Raw genomic sequence first — 18,943 nt, forward strand, 5'->3', positions numbered from 1 at the left:
CTCTTAACCCTTCCTCAGAATTTCACGGCGCAGCTCGCCGGGCTTGACCGCGCCAAGCAGCACCGTGGCCGCGGCGTAGACCAATCCGCCCGCGCCGCACAGCAGGATCAGCGCAACGACCCGCTCGACGGTGCCCGCGGCCATGTGCGGATCGAAATATGGATTGAGCAGCCACAGCACCACGCCCATCGCCGCGCTGGCGGCGATGATGCGGATGCCGCGCGCCTTTAGCCGCGCATCCATCTGCAGATGCCCGCGCTTGTGGAGCGCGACATAGAGCCAGATCAGGTTGACCCAGGCGGCCGCCGCGGTCGCGATCGCGACGCCGACATGGCCGAACGGCCAGATCAATGTGAGGTTGCCGACGAGGTTCACCAGCATCGAATACATCGCGATGCGCACCGGCGTTTTCGTGTCCTGCCGCGCATAGAAGCCCGGCGTCAGCACCTTGATCAGCACATAGGCTGGCACGCCCAGCGAGAAGGCGGCGAGCGCGCCGGCGGCGCCGATCGTGTCGGCGGCGGTGAACGCGCCGTGCTGGAAGACGCCGCGAATGAGCGGCGTCGCCGAGATCACCAGCGCGACCGCCGCCGGCAGCGCCAGTAGCATGGCGAGTTCGAGCGCGCGGTTTTGCGTGCGCGCGGCAGCCGCCTCGTCACCCCCGCCGATATTGCGCGAGAGCGTCGGCAGGATCGCGGTACCCACGCCGATGCCGATCAGCCCCAGCGGCAACTGGTTCAGGCGGTCGGCATAATAGAGGTAGGAAACCGCGCCCTGCGGCAGGAAGCGCGCGGCGAGTGAGGTGGAGATCAACAGGTTGATCTGGATCGCGCCCTGGCCGATCGCGGCGGGGCCGATCAGCGCCAGCATACGCTTGACGTCGGGCGAAAGGCGCGGCCAGCCAAGCTTGAGGACAATGCCGGCCTGCCGGCACGCGAAGACCAGCCAGGCGAGCTGCAGCGCGCCCGAGACGGTGACAGCGATGGCCTGCGTCTCGGCGGTGTCGACGCTGTTGTCGCCGCGGAAGAACAGCAGCGCGCCGATCATCGCGATGTTGAGCAGGATCGGCGCGGCGGCGTTCACCCAGAAACGGCCGATCGAATTGAGGATGCCGCCCAGCAGCGACACCAGAGAGATCAGCGCCAGATAGGGAAAGGTGATGCGGGTGAGGTGGGTGGCGAGCGCGAGCTTGGCTTCACCGCCGCCTTCCGGAAAGCCGCCGGTCATCGCCAGCACCACCGGAAATGCGGCCACCATCATCACCGCGGTGAACAGCACCAGGAAGGGGAACAGCACCGACAGCACCTGGCCCGCGAAGGCGGTCGCCACGGCCATGCCGGTGCCGGGTTCCGCCGCATCACCCTCGGCGATGCGGCGGTTGAACAGCGGCACGAACACCGAAGCGAACGCGCCTTCCGCGAACAGCGCGCGGAACAGGTTGGGCAGCCGCCAGGCGATCAGGAAGGCGTCCGACGCGAAGCCGGCGCCCACATAGGTCGCCATCATCATGTCGCGGGCCATGCCGAGCAGCCGGCTGACGAGCGTCAGCCCGCCGATCGTGCCCATCGCGCGAACCAGGTTCATCGCCGGCCCCGTCCCGTTGACCGCGCCGGCGTTGCGTCAGCCGCCCCCCCGAGCGTGATCACGCGCGCCCGACGACCTCCAGGTCTTCCATCTGGTTGGCCTGCGCCTGCTGCAGATAGAGACCAGTGAAATCGATCGGCTCAAGCATCAGCGGCGGGAAGCCGCCGTCGCGCACCGTGTCCGCCAGGATGCGGCGGGCGAAGGGGAAGATGATGCGCGGCGCTTCGGCCAGCAGGAAGGGCTGGAGCTGGTCGGCCGGAATGTTGCGCAGGCCGAAGAGCCCGGCATAGGAAAGGTCGACGAGGAAGGCGACGCCATTGTCGGTGTCGGCACGCACCTCGATCTTCAGCACGACCTCGAACACGTCGTCGGCAACCGCCTGCGATCCGATGTTGAACTGCACGTCGATGCGCGGCTGGCCCTGCCACTGATAGACCGCCGGAGAATTCGGGTTCTCGAACGACAGATCCTTGACGTACTGCGAGATCACGCCGACCTGCGGCGTCGTGTCGGCGCCGTTGGACTGCGGTTCGGTGCCGGCGTTGAAGCCTTCTTCCTCGGCCATTAGAACTACCTTTTCATGCGGTTTCAGGTGCCGGTTTCTGCCGGCATGCGCGTCGGCGCGACTAGCAGGGGGGCGGGGGCAGGGCAATGGTCGGGCCCCTTGCGCAACGCTTCTGCCCCATCACGCGTTGTCGTGGTGGGTCGAGATGGGTCGCGGCATTTGAATCCTGACGCAAGCAGGCCTATGTTACCTCCATAGGTTCGGAGAATGATGTTGTACCTCGAGATCATCCTGCTGGCTGTGATTGCCGGTGTTCTGGCAGTCAGGCTGTATTCCGTGCTGGGCAAGCGCACCGGGCACGAGCAGCAGGTCGCCAAGCCGGCCGAGGAGCGGGTGGGCATGGGCGCGCCGCCGCGGCCGACGCCCGAGGTTCAGCCCGAATCCTCGAGCCTTGCCGATAGCATCATCGAGCCGCCCGCACGCGCCGGCGTTCGCGCCGTCGTCGCAGCCGAGCCGGGGTTCGATGTCGCGCGTTTCCTCGATGGTGCGCGCGAAGCCTATCGCATGGTGCTGGAAGCGTTCTGGAAGGGCGATGCCAAGGAATTGGGCTGGCTGGTTAGCGATGACGTTGGCCGGAGCTTCACCACCGCGATCGCCGAACGCGAGGCGGCCGGTCTTCGCCTCGACAACCGCCTGATCGCGGTCGAGCGTGCGACCATCGCCAATGCCGTCGTCGAGGGCCGCACCGCGCGGATCACCGTGCGTTTCGATGCCGATATCGCCGCGGTGACGCGCGATGCGGAGGATCATGTCGTCGCCGGATCGCTGACCGATGCGGTGCAGACGCATGATCTTTGGACCTTCGAGCGGGTGTTGCGCTCCGCCGATCCGAACTGGACGCTGGTCGATACCGACGAGGCGGCGTGACGCCCCTCTCTCGCGGGGCCACTGCCCTCGCGCTGATCCTGTTCACCACCGCGTGCTCGGGCGGCATCGTTCCGCCGGCAGGCGCGCCGCGGGCCCCCGACGCGCCTGCGGCGACCCCGCGCCCCGCGCCACCGCGGCCCCGGCCCGCGCCGCGGCCATCGCCGGTGTCGATTGTCGAGGCGCCCGATCCCGTGATCCGGCCGACCGCGGCGCGCCCGCTGCCGGCGGTGCCGGTTACCGAGGTGAAGGGGGCAGCCACCGCCCGTGCCGCCGGCGTCGTCGCCGGACCGCCTGTCTCCAGCCTGGGCATCGATGCAACGCGCGCCGCCGCCGCGCTGACCGCGTTCAAGTTGAGCTGCCCCACATTGCTCCGCCGCACCGATGCCTCGGGGCTTACGACGCAGGACGAATGGAAACCCGCCTGCGATGCCGCGCAGCGTTTCACCGGCGGCAATGCCGCGGATTTCTTTGCCACCTGGTTCGAAACCGCGCAGATCGGCACCGGCAGCGCGCTCGCGACGGGGTATTTCGAGCCCGAGATCGCCGCGTCGCTGCACAAGCGTTCAGGCTATGAGGTGCCGATCTATCGTCGGCCGCCCGATCTGATCGAGGCCGATCTTGGCCAGTTCACCGACAGCCTGCGCGGCAAGAAGGTGCGCGGCCGCGTCGAGGGCGCGGCACTGGTGCCCTATTATGATCGCGGTCAGATCGAGGATGGCGCCCTGGCCGGCCGCGGGCTGGAACTTGCCTGGGCGGCGGATCCGGTCGAACTTTTCTTCCTCCAGATCCAGGGATCGGGGCGGCTGCGCCTGCCTGACGGATCGATCGTCCGCATCGGCTATGACAGCCAGAACGGCCGCGACTATACCGGCATCGGCGCGCTGATGCGCGAGCGCGGGCTGCTCCAGCCTGGGCAGGCCTCGATGCAGGGCATCATGGCGTGGCTGCGCGCCAACCCGGCGGAAGGCGACGCGCTGATGCGCGAGAACAAGAGCTGGGTGTTCTTCCGCACCTTGACCGGGCCGGGGCCGCTGGGCGCGCTCGGGCTGCCGGTGACCGGCAGGGTCAGCGCCGCGGCCGATCCAGCCTTCGTGCCGCTGGGCGCGCCGGTCTTCCTCTCGATGGATCGCACCGACGCCGCCGGGCTGTGGGTGGCGCAGGATACGGGCGGCGCGATCAAGGGTGCCAACCGCTTCGATACGTTCTGGGGCGCGGGTCCGGAGGCGCGCGCGACCGCCGGCGGCATGTCCGCCCGCGGCACCGCCTTCCTGCTGCTCCCCAAGGGCAGCCTTGCCCGCATGGGCCGGTGAGCGGCCGGCGGCTGGACGCCGAGGAACGCGCGCTGTGGGCGCGCGTCACCCAGTCGGTCCGCCCCATCGATCCCCGCCGCGCTCGGCCTGTCATCCCGATTCTGCCCGAAGCCGAACCCGCGCCCGCCCGTCGCGCGGTGACGATGCCGGCCCGTCGCTCCGCACCCGCCGCCAAGCCGGTCGCCGCAGCGCCGCGTCCCGGCACCACGCTCGATGCCGGCTGGGACAAAAGGCTGCGGCAGGGCATCGTCGCGCCCGACCGGGTGATCGATCTGCACGGCTATACCGTCGCCGATGCGCATGATCGGTTGCAGCAGGGGCTGGACGAGGCGATCGCCAGCGGCGCGCGGCTGGTGCTGCTGATCGCCGGCAAGCCGCGGCCGGTGGTGCGCGGCGGATCGGGTGTTGCGGCGCGCGGCACCATCCGCGCCAAGCTGCTCGACTGGCTCGAAGTCTCCCGCCACGCCGGCGCCATCGCCGCCATCCGCGCCGCGCACCCGCGCCATGGCGGCACCGGCGCGCTTTATCTGGTGCTGCGGCGACCGAAGGAAGATCGGCGGCGGTAGGGAAGGGAGTGCGCTTGCCGCATCCGATATTCCGCGCCAGTCTCGCGGCCGGGCAGGGGGCAACCGCATGGACGAACCAGCATATCAACCGACGCGGCGTGAGATCGGCCTCGTCATCACCGCATCGTCGCTCGGCACGATGTTCGAATGGTATGATTTCTTCGTCTACGGCACACTTGCCACGCTGATTGCGCGGCTGTTCTTCCCCGCTGCCAACGAAACCGCCGGTTTCCTGCTCGCGCTCGCCACCTTCGGCGCCGGTTTCGGCGTGCGACCGCTGGGTGCGGTGCTGTTCGGCTATCTGGGGGACCGGCTGGGGCGCAAATATACCTTCCTCGTCACCATCACATTGATGGGCGGCGCCACCGCCGCGGTCGGCCTGCTGCCTACCTTCGCGCAGGCGGGGATCCTCGCGCCGGTGCTGCTGGTCATCTGCCGGTTGACGCAGGGGCTGGCGCTGGGCGGCGAATATGGTGGGGCGGCGGTCTATGTCGCCGAACATGCGCCGGACGGGCGGCGGGGCTTCTACACCAGCTTCATCCAGGCGAGCGTCGTCGGCGGCTTCATGATGAGCCTTGCCGTCGTCCTCCTGTGCGGCGCGCTGCTCGACGATGCCGCACTCGAAGCCTGGGGCTGGCGCCTGCCATTCCTCTTTTCGATCGTGCTGCTGGCGATCTCGCTGTGGATCCGGCTGAAACTCAGCGAAAGCCCGGTGTTCAAGGCGATGAAGGCGGCGGGAGAGGTGGCGCGCAACCCGCTGCGCGAGAGTTTCGACAGCCGCGCCAAGATTGGCCGGCTGCTGGTGGCACTGTTCGGCGTGGCGGGCGGGCTGACCGTGATCTGGTATTCGGCGCAGTTCCAGACGCTCTATTTCCTCCAGAATTCGATGCGCGTGCAGGATGATGCCGCGCGTATCATCGCCGGCACCGGCGCGATGCTGAGCATCGGCTGGTTCATCCTGTTCGGCTGGCTCTCCGACCGGTTCGGGCGCAAGCGGCTACTGCTGATCGGTTATGTGCTCGCGCTGATCATGATCTTCCCGACTTTCCACATCATCGCCGGCGCTGCCAATCCGGCACTGCAGGCGGCGTCGGCGCGCGCGCCGGTCGTGGTCAGCGGCAGCGACTGCCGCTATGATCCGTTCGCCGGCACCCAGGCCACGGCCTGCGGCCGCATCCTCGATCTGCTCTCGAAAAAGGGCATCGCCTATCGCAAGATCGAGGCACCCGCAGGGGCGCCGCCGCAGGTGACGATCGGCGGCACGGCGGTGGCGGTGGCCGATGCGGAGGGGATCGATGCCGCGCTCGCGGCCGCCGGCTATCGCCTCGACAAGATCGTGCCGACCTTGCCGCAGGCGCTGACGATCATCGGCGCGATCCTGCTGATCGGCGGGCTCGCGGGGATGACCTATGGCCCCGCCGCGGCCTTGCTCGTCGAGCTTTTTCCGGCGCGCGTCCGCTATACCTCGCTCTCTATCCCCTATCATCTCGGCACCGGCTATTTCGGCGGCTTCCTGCCCTTCATCACCCAGTATATCGTGGCGCGGACGGGCGATCCGTTCGCCGGCATCTGGTATGTGATCGCGGTGGTGGCGATGGGGCTGGTGGTCGCGGCGATCTGGCTGCCGGAAACGGCGGGCCGCCGACTGGAATAGCGTGCGGGGCGCCGCGCGCCTTGCCGTGCGGACGGGCGCGGCGTAGGCACCGCGGCGTGTTCCAGCTTCCTCCCGCACCGCTGCGCCTCCGCCTCGATTCCGCAGCCCTGATCGCCAATTGGCGGTGGCTGGCGGCGCGCAGCGGCGCGGCCCGTTGCGGTGCCGCGGTCAAGGCCGATGGCTATGGCCTGGGGGCGGCGGGCGTCGTCGAACGGCTGGCGGCGGCGGGCTGCCGGGATTTCTTCGTCGCGACCTGGGGGGAGGCGGTGCAGATCGCTGATGCCGCGGCCGGCCTGTCAGTCGCGGTGCTGCACGGCGTGCGCGAAGAGGATATGCCGACCGCGCTGGCGATGCCGGCGCGCCCGGTGCTCGCGACGCCCGAACAGGTGCGGCGCTGGCGCGATGCCGGCGGCGGCGCGTGCGACGTGATGGTCGATACCGGCATGAACCGGCTGGGCGTGGCGGCGGCGGATGTCGCCGCCGGCCTGCTCGACGGTCTCGCGATCGACACGCTGATGAGCCACCTTGCCTGCGCGGATGAGGATGTGCCGTTGAATGCTGCGCAGCGAAGCGCCTTCGCTGCGCTCGCCGGCCGCACCGGTGCCAAGCGGCTGAGCCTCGCCAATTCGGCGGGCATCTGTCTTGGGGCGGATTATGCGTTCGATCTTACCCGCCCCGGCCTCGCGCTCTATGGCGGCCTGCCGCGCGCCGAGGCGACGGGCGGGATCCGCCAAGTGGTGACGCCCGAGGCGCAAATATTGCAGCGGCGGCGCATCGGCCCCGGCGATCCGGTCGGTTATAATTCCACCTTCGTCGCTGATCGGCCGATGGAACTGGCGGTGGTCAATCTCGGCTATGCCGACGGCTATCTGCGCGGCTTTTCGGGCACCGGCGCCGCGCGTGCTGGCGATGCGGTGCTGCCGGTCACCGGCCGGGTCTCGATGGATCTCACCACCTTCTGCGTCGATGCTGCGCCGAGGCTCGCCGAGGGCGACTGGGTGGCGATCGACTTCGACCTGCCGGGCGCTGCGGCACAGTCCGGCCAGTCGCAATATGAGCTGCTGACAATGCTCGGCCGGCGCTATCAGCGATTGTGGGGATAAAGAGATTTTCCTCCCCGAGCGAAGCTCGGGGAGGAGATTAGGTCAGCTCAGCGCTCCACGCACATCGCGATGCCCATGCCGCCGCCGATGCACAGCGTGGCCAGGCCCTTCTTCGCGTCGCGTTTCTCCATTTCATAGAGCAAGGTGGTCAGCACGCGCGCGCCCGAGGCGCCGATCGGGTGGCCGATGGCGATCGCGCCGCCATTGACGTTGACCTTCTCGGGATCCAGGCCGAGTTCCTTGCCCACGGCCAGCGCCTGCGCGGCGAAGGCTTCGTTGGCTTCGATGAGGTCGAGATCGCCGACCGTCCAGCCGGCCTTTTCCAGCGCGCGCTTGGTGGCGGGCACCGGGCCGAGGCCCATCACCGCCGGATCGACGCCGGCCGAGGCCCAGCTCGCGATGCGCGCCAGCACCTTGGCGCCGCGCTTTTCGGCTTCCTCGCGGGTCATCAGCACCAGCGCCGCGGCACCGTCGTTGAGGCCGCTGGCGTTGGCGGCGGTCACCGAACCATCCTTCTTGAACGCCGGACGCAGGCCGGACATCGTCTCAATCGAGGCGTTGTCGCGGATATATTCGTCATTCTCGACGACGGTGTCGCCCTTGCGGCCCTTCACCGTCACCGGCGCTATCTCATCCTTGAAGCGGCCGGCGGCGCGCGCCGCCGAGGCGAGGTTCTGTGAGCGAACGGCGAACACGTCCTGCTGCTCGCGCGTCACCTGGCACTGTTCGGCGACATTCTCGGCGGTGATACCCATGTGGTAATTGTTGAACGCGTCGGTCAGGCCATCGACGATCATCGTATCGACGAGGCTGACGGCGCCCATCTTCTGGCCGGCGCGCAGCGCCTGCGCATGGTTGGAAAGCGACATGCTCTCTTGACCGCCGGCGACGATGATCGTGGCGTCGCCGTTCGCGATCGCCTGCGCGCCGAGCGCGACCGCGCGCAGCCCCGAACCGCAGACCTGGTTGACGCCCCAGGCGGGCACTTCCTTCGGAATCCCGGCCGCCATCGAGGCCTGGCGCGCCGGGTTCTGGCCCTGCGCGGCGGTGAGCACCTGGCCAAGAATTACTTCGGATACATCTTCCGGGGCCACTCCCGCCTGTTCCAGCGCGGCCATGATCGCGACGCGACCGAGTTCATGCGCGGGGACCGCACCGAACGAGCCCAGGAAACTCCCTACTGGCGTGCGCTTGGCGGCGGTAATGACGATGTCGGACATGCGGCAAATCCTTTCCAGGTACAGGAAGCGGAAGGTTCAGTGCGCCGCGCTCCTATCAGCTAGCCGGAAGCTGCGAAAGCCACTGCAGCAGCGGTTGCCAAAGCTGCTCGCGCGCGCGGCGCCCCACCACCATGCCGACATGGCCGGCGTCGAGCAGCCGCGTGGTGCCGCGCCCCAGCGCGGTCGCGGCGGGCACGATCCGGTCGCAGGTGGAAACGATGTCGAGGATCGGGGCGTCGATCGTCTCAGGGTCGACGTAGCCGCCGCCTACCCGCCAGCGGCGGCGGCCCGGCAGGTCGGCATAGAACAGATCGTCGAAAAGGTCGCGGCCCGCCGCCCAGGTCAGCGGCGCTCCCGCATTCGCCCAATCTTCGAGCGTGACGAAGGATCGTGCGGCGTCGCTCGCGGGGTCGAGTTCGCCGAAGTCGGCATATTTCTGCATCACCCGATCGGGATCGAGCCGCCAGAACGCGGCCTGCAGAACCTCGATCGGCAACAGGCCCATCGCACCCGCCGCGTCATGCACATCCGACCACAAGGCGGACATGTCTTCGCGACTCTGTGCGGGGAAGCCGGCAAAGTGCCACGGAGTCGCAATCAGCGCCAGCCCGCGCGGTCGCAGCATCGTCGCCGCTGCGACCGCGATCGTCCCGCCTAGGCAATAGCCGGCGAGCACCGGCCGCTCGCCCAGCGCCTCTACCAGCGGCACCAGCAGATCTTCGATATGGCGGGCGATGTCGCGCGCTGATTCCGCGGGCGTCGGCGTGCCCCAATCGACCAACAGGGGGCGGATTCCGTGCCCGCTCAGCCAGCGCAACATTGAATTGTGCGGCGCGATGTCGAGGATATGCGCGGGATTGATCAGCGAAGGGATGAAGACGACCGGCGGCCCGCTGCCGCCATAGTCGATCAAAGATACCCGCTCCACCTGCGAAACGACATCCGTTTTTCCATGGATTTCATCGCGTTCGGCCTGTTGATACGCTGCAAGCCCGGCCAGTACCTTGCCCGCATGCTGCGGGTCTTTCGCAGCCAGTGTACGCACCATGTCCAAAAACAGCGGGAGAGGGCGGGGGCCGTGTTGCGGTGCGGCATCAACTGATGTTATGTTTACCATGTACACCGCGGGAGAGAGAGAAAATGTCCAAAGCCGCCGCTGCCCGCGCTTCGGGCGAGTCGGATGTCGTCATCATCAAGAAGTACGCCAATCGTCGCCTCTACAATACCGAGACGTCCAGCTATATCACCCTCGATCATCTCGCGGCGATGACCCGCGAGGGTCGCGAGTTCAAGGTCGTCGACGCCAAGAATGACGAGGACATCACGCATAATGTCCTCACCCAGATCATCATGGAAGAGGAATCCCGCGGGCAGAACATGCTGCCCGTCAGCTTCCTGCGCCAGCTGATCTCGATGTATGGCGATTCGATGCAGGCGATGGTGCCGCAATATCTGGAAGCCTCGATGGAGGCATTCCGCCGCAACCAGGAACAGTTCCGCAGCGCCATGGAAGGTGCGTTCGGGGGTGGCCCGTTCGCCGATCTCGCCAAGCGCAACATGGCGATGTTCGAGGCCGCGACCAGCGCCTTTTCCCCCAAACGCGGTGGGGCCGCTCCCACGGGCGGAGCCGCTGAGGCCAAGGATGGTGAGATTGACGCGCTGAAGGCGCAACTCGCCAGCCTCCAGGCGCAGATCGAAAAGCTCGGCCGCTGATTCCGTCTGCTGGGCGCGCCTCTCGACAGGAGCGCCCGGCGGCGGCTATCGCCGCGCCATGAAGCCCGTGATCTTCGGCCTCGCCGGCGACAGCCTTACCGCAGACGAGCGTGCGCTGTTCGCCGATGCGCATCCCGCCGGCTATATCCTGTTCAAGCGCAACATCGTCGATCGCGGGCAGCTTCGCGCACTGACCGACAGCCTGCGCGATCTCCACGGCCGCGCCGACCTGCCGATCCTGATCGACCAGGAAGGCGGCCGCGTCGCGCGGATGCAGCCGCCCGAGTGGCCCGCCTTCCCGCCGCAGGGGCGCTTCGACGCGCTCTATGACGCGTCGCCGCTGGCGGCGATCGAGGCGGCGCGGGTCAACGCGCAGGCGATCGCGCTGATGCTCGCCGAGTGCGGTATCACCGTCGACGCGCTGCCGCTGCTCGACGTGCGCCGGCCGGAAGGCAGCAATGTGATCGGCGACCGTTCGCTGGGGGCGGAACCGATGCGCGTCGCCGCGCTTGGCCGCGCGGTGATCGACGGGCTTCGGCGCGGTGGCGTTGTCGGCATCGTCAAGCATATGCCGGGCCATGGCCGGGCACTGGTCGACAGCCACTTGGCGCTCCCCGTGGTCGATGCGCCCGAGGATGCGCTGGCGGAAGATCTGGCGCCGTTCGCGCGGCTGGCAGACGCGCCGATGGGAATGACCGCGCACGTCCTCTACACCCCCTGGGATGCGGACCGCTGCGCGACATTGTCGCCCACCATCATCCGCGATGTGATCCGCGGCCGCATCGGCTTCGACGGTTTCCTGATGAGCGATGATATCGATATGAAGGCGCTCGCCGGCACGCCCGCGGACAAGGCCTGCGCCGCGGTGGCCGCCGGCTGCGACGTCGCGCTCGACTGCTGGGGTCGCTTCGAGGAGATGGTCGCGATCGCGGATGCGCTACCGGACATGCGCGCCGAGTCGGTTGATCGGCTGGCGCGCGCGATGGCAACAGTGGCAGGCGGCGCGAACGGCGATTTCGGGGCATTGGTGGCGAAGCGGGACGCGTTGCTGGCGGCGGCGTAAAGCGGCCTGACTTCCTCCTCCTCCTCCTCCTCCTCGACTTCCAGCCCCCACCACGGCAGACTCTCGCGATGGTGCAACAGGACGATTCCTTCGACTTCGGCGAATTGCCGCCCCGCGCCGAGCCGCCGGCGGAGGATCGGCTGACCATCGACATCGATGGCTGGGAAGGCCCGCTCGATCTGTTGCTGGCACTGGCGCGGACGCAAAAAGTGGATCTGCGCGAAATCTCGATCCTCGCGCTGGTCGAGCAATATCTGACCTTCATCAACGACGCCAAGGCGCTCAAGCTGGAGATCGCCGCGGACTATCTCGTGATGGCGGCGTGGCTCGCTTATCTCAAATCCTGCCTGCTGCTGCCCAAGGATGCCGAGGCCGATCCCAGTCCAGAGGAATTGGCGCTGCGGCTGCAATTGCGGCTTCAGCGGCTCGATGCAATGCGCGAGGCGGGGGCACGGCTGCTCGCGCGCGATCGGCTGGGCCGCGATGTGTTCCTGCGCGGTGCGCCCGAGGGCTTGCGCACCGTCCGGCGGCTCGCCTGGGACGCCGACCTGTTCGAACTGATCCAGGCCTATGGCATGATCAAGGCGCGCACCGCGCCCGTGGTCCACATGGTCTCGCGCCGGCCGGTGATGACGCTTGAGCAGGCACTGTTGCGCATCGAATCGCTGCTCGGCGTCCGCATCGAATGGTCCGAACTGCAGAGCTTCATTCCCGACAGCCCCGATCCCGAATATCGCCGCTCCGCACTCGCCTCCAGTTTCCTCGCCATCCTCGAACTCGCGCGCCTCGGCAGGGTTGAGCTTCAGCAGGATGGCGCCTTCGCGCCGCTGATGGTGAAGGCGGCGTGAGCGAAGATGGGGTGCCGGCGGTACGGGATGAGGATGCGTTCATCGCAATCGATCGCGCGGTGGAGGCAGTGCTCTTCGCCGCGTCCGAACCGCTCACCCCGGGTGACATTGCCTTCTATCTGGGCGAGGGGCTGGATATCCGCGCAGTGCTCAGGCGACTCGCCGCGCGCTATGCCGGGCGCGGCTTCGAACTGGTTGAACGCGGCGGTCGCTGGCATTTCCAGACCGCCGGCGATCTCGCCCATGTGCTGCGCCGCGAGCGCGAGGAACCGCGCAGGCTGAGCCGCGCCGGCGTCGAGACATTGGCGATCATCGCCTATCATGAGCCCGTCAGCCGCGCGGAGATCGAGACGATTCGCGGCGTGCAGACCGCAAAGGGCACGCTCGACGTCCTGATGGAAGCGGGGTGGATTCGCCCGGCGGGAAGGCGGGAATCTCCCGGCCGGCCGCTGACTTATGCGACGACCGCAGCGTTCCTGTCACATTTCGGGCTCAAGAGCCGGCGCGACCTTCCCGGGATCGACGATCTGAAGGCGGCGGGGCTGCTCGACCCGCTCGATCTGGCGCTTGAATCGCGGGAACTGGAAAGTCCCGGCGACAGCGACTAGATAGGGCGCATAACACGGGCTGGTTTGGGCTTGAAAAGCGGCGGCGAGGCTGCCGGCAAAGGAGATTGTTATGGGTGGTCTGAGCCTCTGGCATTGGCTCGTCGTTGGTGTCGTGATCCTGCTGCTGTTCGGCAAGGGCCGCTTCTCCGACATGATGGGTGACGTCGCCAAGGGCCTCAAGAGCTTCAAGAAGGGGCTCTCCGAGGAAGACGAAGCGGCCAAGCCGACCCAGATCGAAGGCCGTCCGGCGGGCGATTTCGCTGCGGACCGTGAGCGTGAGCCGCTGAAGCGCGACGCCTGATCGGATTGCCAAGCTGGATTTGCCGCGCCGGGCCGTGCCCGGCGTCGGTTTCGGATGTCCATCGCCCGGAAAGGCGTTAGAAGCGCGCGATGTTCGACGTCGCTCCCACTGAACTCCTCCTCGTCGCGTTCGTCGCGCTGATCGTGATCGGCCCCAAGGATCTGCCCAAGGCGATGCGGGTGGTCGGCTATTGGGTCGGCCGTGCGCGTGGTGTCGCGCGCCAGTTCCGCTCCGGCTTCGACGCGATGGTGCGTGAGGCCGAGCTGGAGGAAATGGAGAAGAAGTGGAAGGAAGAGAATGAGCGGATCATGCGTGAGCATTCCGCCGCAACCTCCTTTCCCGAGCTGGACGATACCACGCCGCAGCAGCAGCCATTGGCGCTGACCGCGGATCCGGTGCCCGACGTGCCCTCGCTGGGAAAAGGCCCCTCGCTCGATAAGGGCCCGTCGCTGGAAAAGGCGGAGGATAGCGCGTCGACCGATGCACGGGGTGACGCGGACGCCGCGCCGGCTCAGCCTCACGAGGCCACGGCGGCGGCGCCGTCTCCGGCAACCGACGGATCTGATGCCGCACCGCCACCGCCCGCACCCGAAGAACGCCCGTACTGGCTCGACAAGCAAGCATGAAGGACATTGACGACAGCCGCGCGCCGCTGCTCGACCATCTGATCGAGCTGCGCAAGCGCCTCCTCTGGTGCGTCGGCGCCTTCGCGATCGGTTTCGCGCTGTGCCTCTATTTCGCCGAGCCGATCTTCGGCGTGCTGGTGCAGCCGCTGCTCAAGGCGGGGCAGGGCAAGCTGATCTACACCGACATTTTCGAAGCGTTCTTCGTCAATGTGAAGGTGGCCTTCTTCGCCGCGATCATGCTCGCTTTTCCGGTCATCGCGACGCAGCTTTGGCGCTTCGTGGCGCCCGGTCTCTATGCGAACGAGAAGCGCGCCTTCCTGCCCTTCTTGCTGATGACGCCAATCCTGTTCGCGATGGGCGCCTCGCTTGCCTATTTCTTCGCGATTCCAGTGGCGCTGCACTTCCTGCTCGGCGGATTCGAGGGCAATGTCGGCGGCGTCGAGCGTGAGGCGCTGCCGGCGATCGGCAATTATCTGAACTTCATCACCAAGTTCCTGTTCGGCTTTGGCGTCAGCTTCCTGCTGCCAGTTGTGCTGATGCTGCTCGAGCGAGCCGGCATCGTCACCCGTCAGCAGCTCGTCAGCGGCCGGCGCTATGCGATCGTCGGCGCCTTCGCGATCGCCGCGGTGCTGACGCCTCCGGATATCGTCTCGCAGCTCCTGCTCGCGATCCCGCTAATGCTGCTTTATGAATTCGCGCTGATTGCGATCTGGTTCACCGAACGCCGCCGTGTGCGCGCCGAGGCGGTTAGCGACGCATGACGGGCGTGGCCGCGCCGTTCATCGACGCGGCGAACGCGATGCGGGTCGAAGGCCCCGATTGCCAGCCCTTTGCCGTTCATGATGGTTGCGCCGTCGAGCCGCTGGTCGAGGCGGCCGAGATGTATCCGGCGATGGAGCGGCTGGTGCTGGACGCGCGCGAAAGCGTGTGGCTGGCGTTTCGCGTCTTCGATCCCGATACCCGCACGCGGTCGAACGAGGCGAAGGCGCGGGGACTGGCCGACTGGACGGCGTTGATCGTCGATGCCTTGCAGCGCGGCGTTTCGGTGCGCGTGATGATCGCCGACTTCGAACCGGTGATGGCGGATTATCTCCATGCCGGATCCTGGGCGAGCTTCCGGCGGCTGCGCGATGCCGCAGCGCCGCTCGACCCGGTGATCGCCGCACGGCTCGAGATCATGATCGTGATGCACGAAGGCGAACTCGGCTGGGTGTGGCGGCAGGCGCTGCGGCTGGCAGTGGGCGTGCGCGCGCGCAAGGTGGTAGCGAAGCTGCTCGAAGGCGATGCCGCCGATGGTGGGCTCAGCGTTCGGCCGGGGCTGTGGCGCTATGTATTGTGGCGTTCGGGCAAGCCGGCGCGGATCCGCGCGCTGCCGCTGCTGCCGCGGCTGTGGCCCGCGACCTATCATCAGAAATTCGCGGTGATCGATGGTACCGTCGCGGTTGCCGGCGGCCTCGATCTTGACGAGCGCCGCTGGGACGATCGCCGTCATCGCCAGCGTGCCGACCAGACCTGGCACGATGTTTCGGCGATCGTGCGCGGCCCGGCGGTTGCGGACGCCGCCCGCCATTTCGCGACGCTGTGGAATGCCGAACTGCCGCGCTACCGCGCCGTCGTCGCCGAATGGTCGAACGGGGCGGGAGAGACGCTGCAGCTCGATCCATTGACGGACGCGGTCGAGTTGCCGGCCCCCGCGCCTGGTGGGCATGCGCGCGTGCAGTTCCTGCGTACGCGTTCGCGCTTGTCGACCTCGCCCGTTGCATTCGGCCCACGCGCGCATGTGCGCGAACTGAAGGCGGCGCATCGCAGCTTGATCGTGGGCGCGCGCCGACAGCTTTATATCGAAGCGCAGTTCTTCCGTTCGGCGGCGGCGGCGCGCTGGGTGGTGCAGGCGCTGCGCGCGTCGCCCGAACTCGAAGTGATCATTCTCGTCGCCAACGTGCCCGAGGAAATCGCGTTCGAGGGGCAGGGCGATAATCCCGCGCATCGCCATGGCGAGTATCTCCAGGCCCGCGCGCTCAAGCGCGTCGTGCGGTCCGGCGGGCGCGACCGGGTGGGGCTGTTCACGCTCGCCAAGCGCGAAGGCGTGCGGCGCGATGAGCAGGATTTCGTCGAGGATCGTGGTACGGCGTTCGGATCGGGGCTGATCCACATCCACGCCAAGCTGCTGATTGCCGACGGCGATGCCTGCTTGCTCTCGTCGGCGAACATCAACGGCCGCAGCTTCGAATGGGATACCGAATTCGGAATGCTGTGGGCGCATGACGATGAAGGCATCGCGGCGTTCCGCGACCATCTGTGGCGGCAATTGTTCGCGAATCATCTGGATGGCAACGCGACGCTTGACGATTGGCGCCGCACCGCGCTCGCCAATGTCGATGCCACGCCGGAAACACGCAAGGGCTTCGTCGTTCCCTATCAGATCGGCCGTGCGCGCCGCTTCGGCCGTCCCTACTGGTTCGTGCCCGACGATCTGGTTTGACCATTCGGCGGGCGACCGTCGGCTTATGCGAAGTGGGTGAGGTTGAAGCGCTGAACGAGACTGTTCTGCGTCGATCTGCTCTCTGATGATCCCTTTCCCGGAAGCAAGAGCTTCGACGCTGCCTCATCGCTCCTGCGGCGAAGGGCGCTGTTGAGCCGGCATGGGCTCAGTGCGGGTCTATAGCAATGCAGCCTTCGGGAGACCCCTTCATGCTTCGGCTGGTACCGCTGCGAACGGGAGGGAGCATAACGGCTGCGGCGTGGTGTATCATCGATCCGCTGACCTATCTGCAGCCCTCCAGGCTTTGATTGCTGCCAGAACCCCTGGGCCCCGGCCTGCGCCGGGGGATTTCGGTGGGAAATCATCGCTCTCCAAGCCCGCACCTGATGGCGCGGGCTTGCCCAGGGGATTTGCCGGCAATGCTCAGTCGGCGGCGTCCTCAACGGCCTTGCCAGCCGACTGGACGTCGCGGCCGGCGCCCTCAACCGTGTTGCAGGCACTGACCAGCAGCGCACCGGCGACCATCACGATGCCAAGATATTTGCGAACCATGCGACGTCTCCTGAACCAAATAAGCGGCGCGCTCTGGCGCGCGACCGGCTGACTCAATGCGCAAACACGGCGGATGTTCCACCGGGGAAACGATCAAGTTGTTGGCAGAATTTGGAAAAAAATAAGGCCCGGATGCGTCTCGGGGGGGTGGACGCATCCGGGCCTATGTCGTGGATAGCGAGAGCGGGGGGGCAAAAGGTCGCTATCCGAAGTGTAGAACCACCACCTTCGCGATCGGTTCCGCGAAAAATGTGGGGCGCGATTATTTTTTCGCGTCATCGTCCAGCACGGCGATCTGGATCGCGAAGCCGCCTTCTTCGGCATCGCGCGCAATCGGCGAGCGGAGCTGCCGTGATAGCCCCTCGATGACACGGCCGAATCCTTGCAGGTTGATCTCTTCGAAGCGCGGCGTGACGATGAGCGCGCGCGACCGAATGGTGAGGGTGGCCCTCCCGGGCGCATCGGCGCGCGTCGCGGTGATCGCGATGGCGGCGGCACGATCGACCAGCAGCGCGAGTTCGAGCAGTTCGGTGATGAGGAAGGCCACCGCAACTGCGACGTCCTGACTGATATGGAGCGGGCTGATCTCGAGCGTGATCGTCGGTTTGGGGCCGGTCTCTGGCGCGCTGGCGCGGAAGTTGGAAGCGATCTCGGCGATCAGCGGACGGAGCGCGAGCCCCAGATTCTCTTCCAGCTCGGCATAATGGTTGCGGTGGACCACCGACAGCGCATCGACGCGGCGCTGGATCGAGGCATAGGCCGCAGTCGCGTCCTCGGACTTGGCAGAGCGGGCGTGCAGGTTGATCAGGCTGGCGACCACCTGCAGATTGTTCTTCACGCGATGATGGACTTCGCGCGTCAGCTTGGTCTGCCGGGCGAGCCCCTCCGCCATCTCGGTTTCGTGCTCGGAAACCGCATCGCCCAGCGTCCGGAAGCTCTGGCCAAGCTGGCGCAGCTCTTCGGAGGGGCCCCTGACCCGCTCGAACGTCATCGTGTCGCCCGGCTGATAGGCGGAAACCTCACTCTCGAGCCGCTTCAGCGGTGCGATCAGCAACCGGTCGACCACCAGCCAGCCGATCGTCGCCGCCGCCAGCCACATCAGCAGCGGCGTCAGCAGCGAGAGGATCTCGGCAGATGTGAAGGGCACGCGGCCCACCGTCATCACCAGCGCAAGGTCGGCGATGCCCGTGGCATGGACGACAGTGTCGGTGCGCATCAGCGGGGTGCGGACGAGATTGTCGCTAAGGTCGATCGACACGCCGTCGCCTTCCTCCTGCGCCAATGTCAGCATGTGCGGCGGCACGTATCCAACCGGTCGCACCGCCTCGCTCAGTTGCGAGCGGGGATATTCGGCAACCGCCACCGCCGCGCCGCTGCCGCTGCGGATCACCAGACGCAGCGATGCCGACCCGGGATCGATCATGGCGGTTAGCGGGGGATCGCGGGTAGTGACGAGGGGGCGCGGCGGGGCAAAGCGGGGACTGGCGCAGCGCAGTTCGCCGAGCGATGTGAACACCGCGAACCGCGGCGCGCGGCCGCTTTGCGTTTGCAGCACCGAGATGGCGAGGGCGCAGGCCTGCGGGTTGAGCGGATCGGCCTGGATCGAATCCGCCGCCTGCTGAAGCGCGGACACATCGGCGGCGATCTCGGCACCCAGCGTCCGCGCGCTTTCTGTGAGCGCTATCCGCACGATCGCGCGCCGCTCGAGATCAGCGGTGCGGCTGGACTGTGCGGATGCGAGAAAGGCGATCAGCCCTAGCGGCAGCAGGGCGATGCTGAGGATGACGAACATCTTGAAGCCGGTCGATATCCGGCTCAGGCGCCCACCCAGCGATGGTGGAGCCGCTCCATCATCGCGCGGGAGGGGTGCGGTCATCTCAC

At 67.3% G+C, this 18,943-nt stretch carries 19 protein-coding genes; 13 read left to right on the top strand and 6 right to left on the bottom strand.

Going from position 1 to position 18,943, the window contains the following annotated elements:
• Positions 1-3: 3 nt before the first annotated feature.
• Both murJ and secB read right to left on the bottom strand, forming a co-directional pair.
• Entirely contained in the window at positions 4-1,584 is a 1,581-nt protein-coding gene (gene murJ / locus FHS96_RS22660; RefSeq protein WP_429597300.1) for a murein biosynthesis integral membrane protein MurJ, read from the bottom strand.
• A 58-nt stretch (positions 1,585-1,642) separates the two neighbouring features.
• Positions 1,643-2,149, bottom strand: a complete 507-nt coding sequence (gene secB, locus FHS96_RS22665; RefSeq protein ID WP_429597302.1) for a protein-export chaperone SecB — start codon at positions 2,147-2,149, stop codon at positions 1,643-1,645.
• Between the two features lie 213 nt (positions 2,150-2,362).
• On the opposite strand from secB, the gene FHS96_RS22670 reads away from it, so the two are divergent.
• The 5 genes from FHS96_RS22670 (at position 2,363) to FHS96_RS22690 (ending at position 7,649) form a co-directional block, all read left to right on the top strand.
• On the top strand, positions 2,363-3,016 hold the full coding sequence (locus FHS96_RS22670) for a Tim44/TimA family putative adaptor protein (RefSeq protein WP_429597844.1): 654 nt from the start codon (positions 2,363-2,365) through the stop codon (positions 3,014-3,016).
• Complete coding sequence (mltA, locus tag FHS96_RS22675; protein WP_429597304.1) at positions 3,013-4,326, top strand: murein transglycosylase A; 1,314 nt, start codon at positions 3,013-3,015, stop codon at positions 4,324-4,326. Before FHS96_RS22670 ends, mltA begins: the two co-directional genes overlap by 4 nt.
• Positions 4,323-4,892, top strand: a complete 570-nt coding sequence (locus FHS96_RS22680; protein WP_429597307.1) for a Smr/MutS family protein — start codon at positions 4,323-4,325, stop codon at positions 4,890-4,892. Before mltA ends, FHS96_RS22680 begins: the two co-directional genes overlap by 4 nt.
• A gap of 67 nt (positions 4,893-4,959) precedes the next feature.
• Positions 4,960-6,546: an MFS transporter gene (locus FHS96_RS22685; protein ID WP_429597309.1), complete on the top strand. Its 1,587-nt coding sequence runs from the start codon at positions 4,960-4,962 to the stop codon at positions 6,544-6,546.
• Between the two features lie 56 nt (positions 6,547-6,602).
• Positions 6,603-7,649: an alanine racemase gene (locus FHS96_RS22690; RefSeq protein WP_429597312.1), complete on the top strand. Its 1,047-nt coding sequence runs from the start codon at positions 6,603-6,605 to the stop codon at positions 7,647-7,649.
• Between the two features lie 47 nt (positions 7,650-7,696).
• Here the strand turns inward: FHS96_RS22690 and FHS96_RS22695 are convergent, their stop codons facing one another.
• Both FHS96_RS22695 and FHS96_RS22700 read right to left on the bottom strand, forming a co-directional pair.
• Positions 7,697-8,869, bottom strand: a complete 1,173-nt coding sequence (locus FHS96_RS22695) for an acetyl-CoA C-acetyltransferase (RefSeq protein ID WP_429597315.1) — start codon at positions 8,867-8,869, stop codon at positions 7,697-7,699.
• Between the two features lie 55 nt (positions 8,870-8,924).
• Positions 8,925-9,917, bottom strand: coding sequence for an alpha/beta fold hydrolase (locus FHS96_RS22700; protein WP_429597318.1), 993 nt, complete (start codon positions 9,915-9,917; stop codon positions 8,925-8,927).
• Positions 9,918-10,009: 92 nt separating this feature from the next.
• On the opposite strand from FHS96_RS22700, the gene phaR reads away from it, so the two are divergent.
• From phaR to FHS96_RS22740, 8 genes are all read left to right on the top strand, one after another.
• Positions 10,010-10,582, top strand: a complete 573-nt coding sequence (gene phaR, locus FHS96_RS22705) for a polyhydroxyalkanoate synthesis repressor PhaR (RefSeq protein ID WP_429597321.1) — start codon at positions 10,010-10,012, stop codon at positions 10,580-10,582.
• A 58-nt stretch (positions 10,583-10,640) separates the two neighbouring features.
• A complete protein-coding gene (nagZ, locus tag FHS96_RS22710; RefSeq protein WP_429597324.1) occupies positions 10,641-11,645 on the top strand; it encodes a beta-N-acetylhexosaminidase in 1,005 nt (334 codons plus the stop codon).
• A 68-nt stretch (positions 11,646-11,713) separates the two neighbouring features.
• A complete protein-coding gene (locus tag FHS96_RS22715) occupies positions 11,714-12,493 on the top strand; it encodes a segregation and condensation protein A (RefSeq protein ID WP_429597327.1) in 780 nt (259 codons plus the stop codon).
• Positions 12,490-13,101: an SMC-Scp complex subunit ScpB gene (gene scpB / locus FHS96_RS22720; protein WP_429597330.1), complete on the top strand. Its 612-nt coding sequence runs from the start codon at positions 12,490-12,492 to the stop codon at positions 13,099-13,101. The genes FHS96_RS22715 and scpB overlap by 4 nt, the downstream gene beginning before the upstream one ends.
• Before the next feature lie 70 nt (positions 13,102-13,171).
• The gene (locus tag FHS96_RS22725; RefSeq protein ID WP_429597333.1) at positions 13,172-13,402 is read left to right on the top strand and encodes a twin-arginine translocase TatA/TatE family subunit; all 231 of its coding nucleotides are present in this window, start codon (positions 13,172-13,174) and stop codon (positions 13,400-13,402) included.
• A gap of 89 nt (positions 13,403-13,491) precedes the next feature.
• Entirely contained in the window at positions 13,492-14,028 is a 537-nt protein-coding gene (gene tatB, locus FHS96_RS22730; protein ID WP_429597335.1) for a Sec-independent protein translocase protein TatB, read from the top strand.
• The gene (gene tatC, locus FHS96_RS22735; protein ID WP_429597338.1) at positions 14,025-14,789 is read left to right on the top strand and encodes a twin-arginine translocase subunit TatC; all 765 of its coding nucleotides are present in this window, start codon (positions 14,025-14,027) and stop codon (positions 14,787-14,789) included. The genes tatB and tatC overlap by 4 nt, the downstream gene beginning before the upstream one ends.
• Complete coding sequence (locus FHS96_RS22740) at positions 14,786-16,510, top strand: phospholipase D-like domain-containing protein (RefSeq protein WP_429597340.1); 1,725 nt, start codon at positions 14,786-14,788, stop codon at positions 16,508-16,510. The genes tatC and FHS96_RS22740 overlap by 4 nt, the downstream gene beginning before the upstream one ends.
• A gap of 423 nt (positions 16,511-16,933) precedes the next feature.
• Here the strand turns inward: FHS96_RS22740 and FHS96_RS22745 are convergent, their stop codons facing one another.
• Together FHS96_RS22745 and FHS96_RS22750 are read right to left on the bottom strand one after the other, a co-directional pair.
• On the bottom strand, positions 16,934-17,035 hold the full coding sequence (locus FHS96_RS22745) for an entericidin A/B family lipoprotein (RefSeq protein ID WP_429597846.1): 102 nt from the start codon (positions 17,033-17,035) through the stop codon (positions 16,934-16,936).
• A 289-nt stretch (positions 17,036-17,324) separates the two neighbouring features.
• Positions 17,325-18,938 carry a sensor histidine kinase gene (locus tag FHS96_RS22750; RefSeq protein WP_429597341.1) on the bottom strand — a complete coding sequence of 538 codons (1,614 nt, stop codon included), beginning with the start codon at positions 18,936-18,938 and terminating at the stop codon, positions 17,325-17,327.
• Positions 18,939-18,943 lie beyond the last annotated feature (5 nt).

Source organism: Sphingomonas zeicaulis (genome assembly GCF_050433225.1).
Taxonomy (GTDB): Bacteria; Pseudomonadota; Alphaproteobacteria; order Sphingomonadales; family Sphingomonadaceae; genus Sphingomonas_D; species Sphingomonas_D zeicaulis.

Coding starts and splice junctions, on each gene's coding strand:
- FHS96_RS22700 (WP_429597318.1), bottom strand. CDS start 9,917: ATGGTGCGTACACTGGCTGCGAAAGACCCGCAGCATGCGGGCAAGGTA.
- murJ (WP_429597300.1), bottom strand. CDS start 1,584: ATGAACCTGGTTCGCGCGATGGGCACGATCGGCGGGCTGACGCTCGTC.
- tatB (WP_429597335.1), top strand. CDS start 13,492: ATGTTCGACGTCGCTCCCACTGAACTCCTCCTCGTCGCGTTCGTCGCG.
- secB (WP_429597302.1), bottom strand. CDS start 2,149: ATGGCCGAGGAAGAAGGCTTCAACGCCGGCACCGAACCGCAGTCCAAC.
- FHS96_RS22725 (WP_429597333.1), top strand. CDS start 13,172: ATGGGTGGTCTGAGCCTCTGGCATTGGCTCGTCGTTGGTGTCGTGATC.
- tatC (WP_429597338.1), top strand. CDS start 14,025: ATGAAGGACATTGACGACAGCCGCGCGCCGCTGCTCGACCATCTGATC.
- FHS96_RS22750 (WP_429597341.1), bottom strand. CDS start 18,938: ATGACCGCACCCCTCCCGCGCGATGATGGAGCGGCTCCACCATCGCTG.
- FHS96_RS22685 (WP_429597309.1), top strand. CDS start 4,960: ATGGACGAACCAGCATATCAACCGACGCGGCGTGAGATCGGCCTCGTC.
- FHS96_RS22745 (WP_429597846.1), bottom strand. CDS start 17,035: ATGGTCGCCGGTGCGCTGCTGGTCAGTGCCTGCAACACGGTTGAGGGC.
- FHS96_RS22715 (WP_429597327.1), top strand. CDS start 11,714: ATGGTGCAACAGGACGATTCCTTCGACTTCGGCGAATTGCCGCCCCGC.
- FHS96_RS22695 (WP_429597315.1), bottom strand. CDS start 8,869: ATGTCCGACATCGTCATTACCGCCGCCAAGCGCACGCCAGTAGGGAGT.
- FHS96_RS22740 (WP_429597340.1), top strand. CDS start 14,786: ATGACGGGCGTGGCCGCGCCGTTCATCGACGCGGCGAACGCGATGCGG.
- nagZ (WP_429597324.1), top strand. CDS start 10,641: ATGAAGCCCGTGATCTTCGGCCTCGCCGGCGACAGCCTTACCGCAGAC.
- phaR (WP_429597321.1), top strand. CDS start 10,010: ATGTCCAAAGCCGCCGCTGCCCGCGCTTCGGGCGAGTCGGATGTCGTC.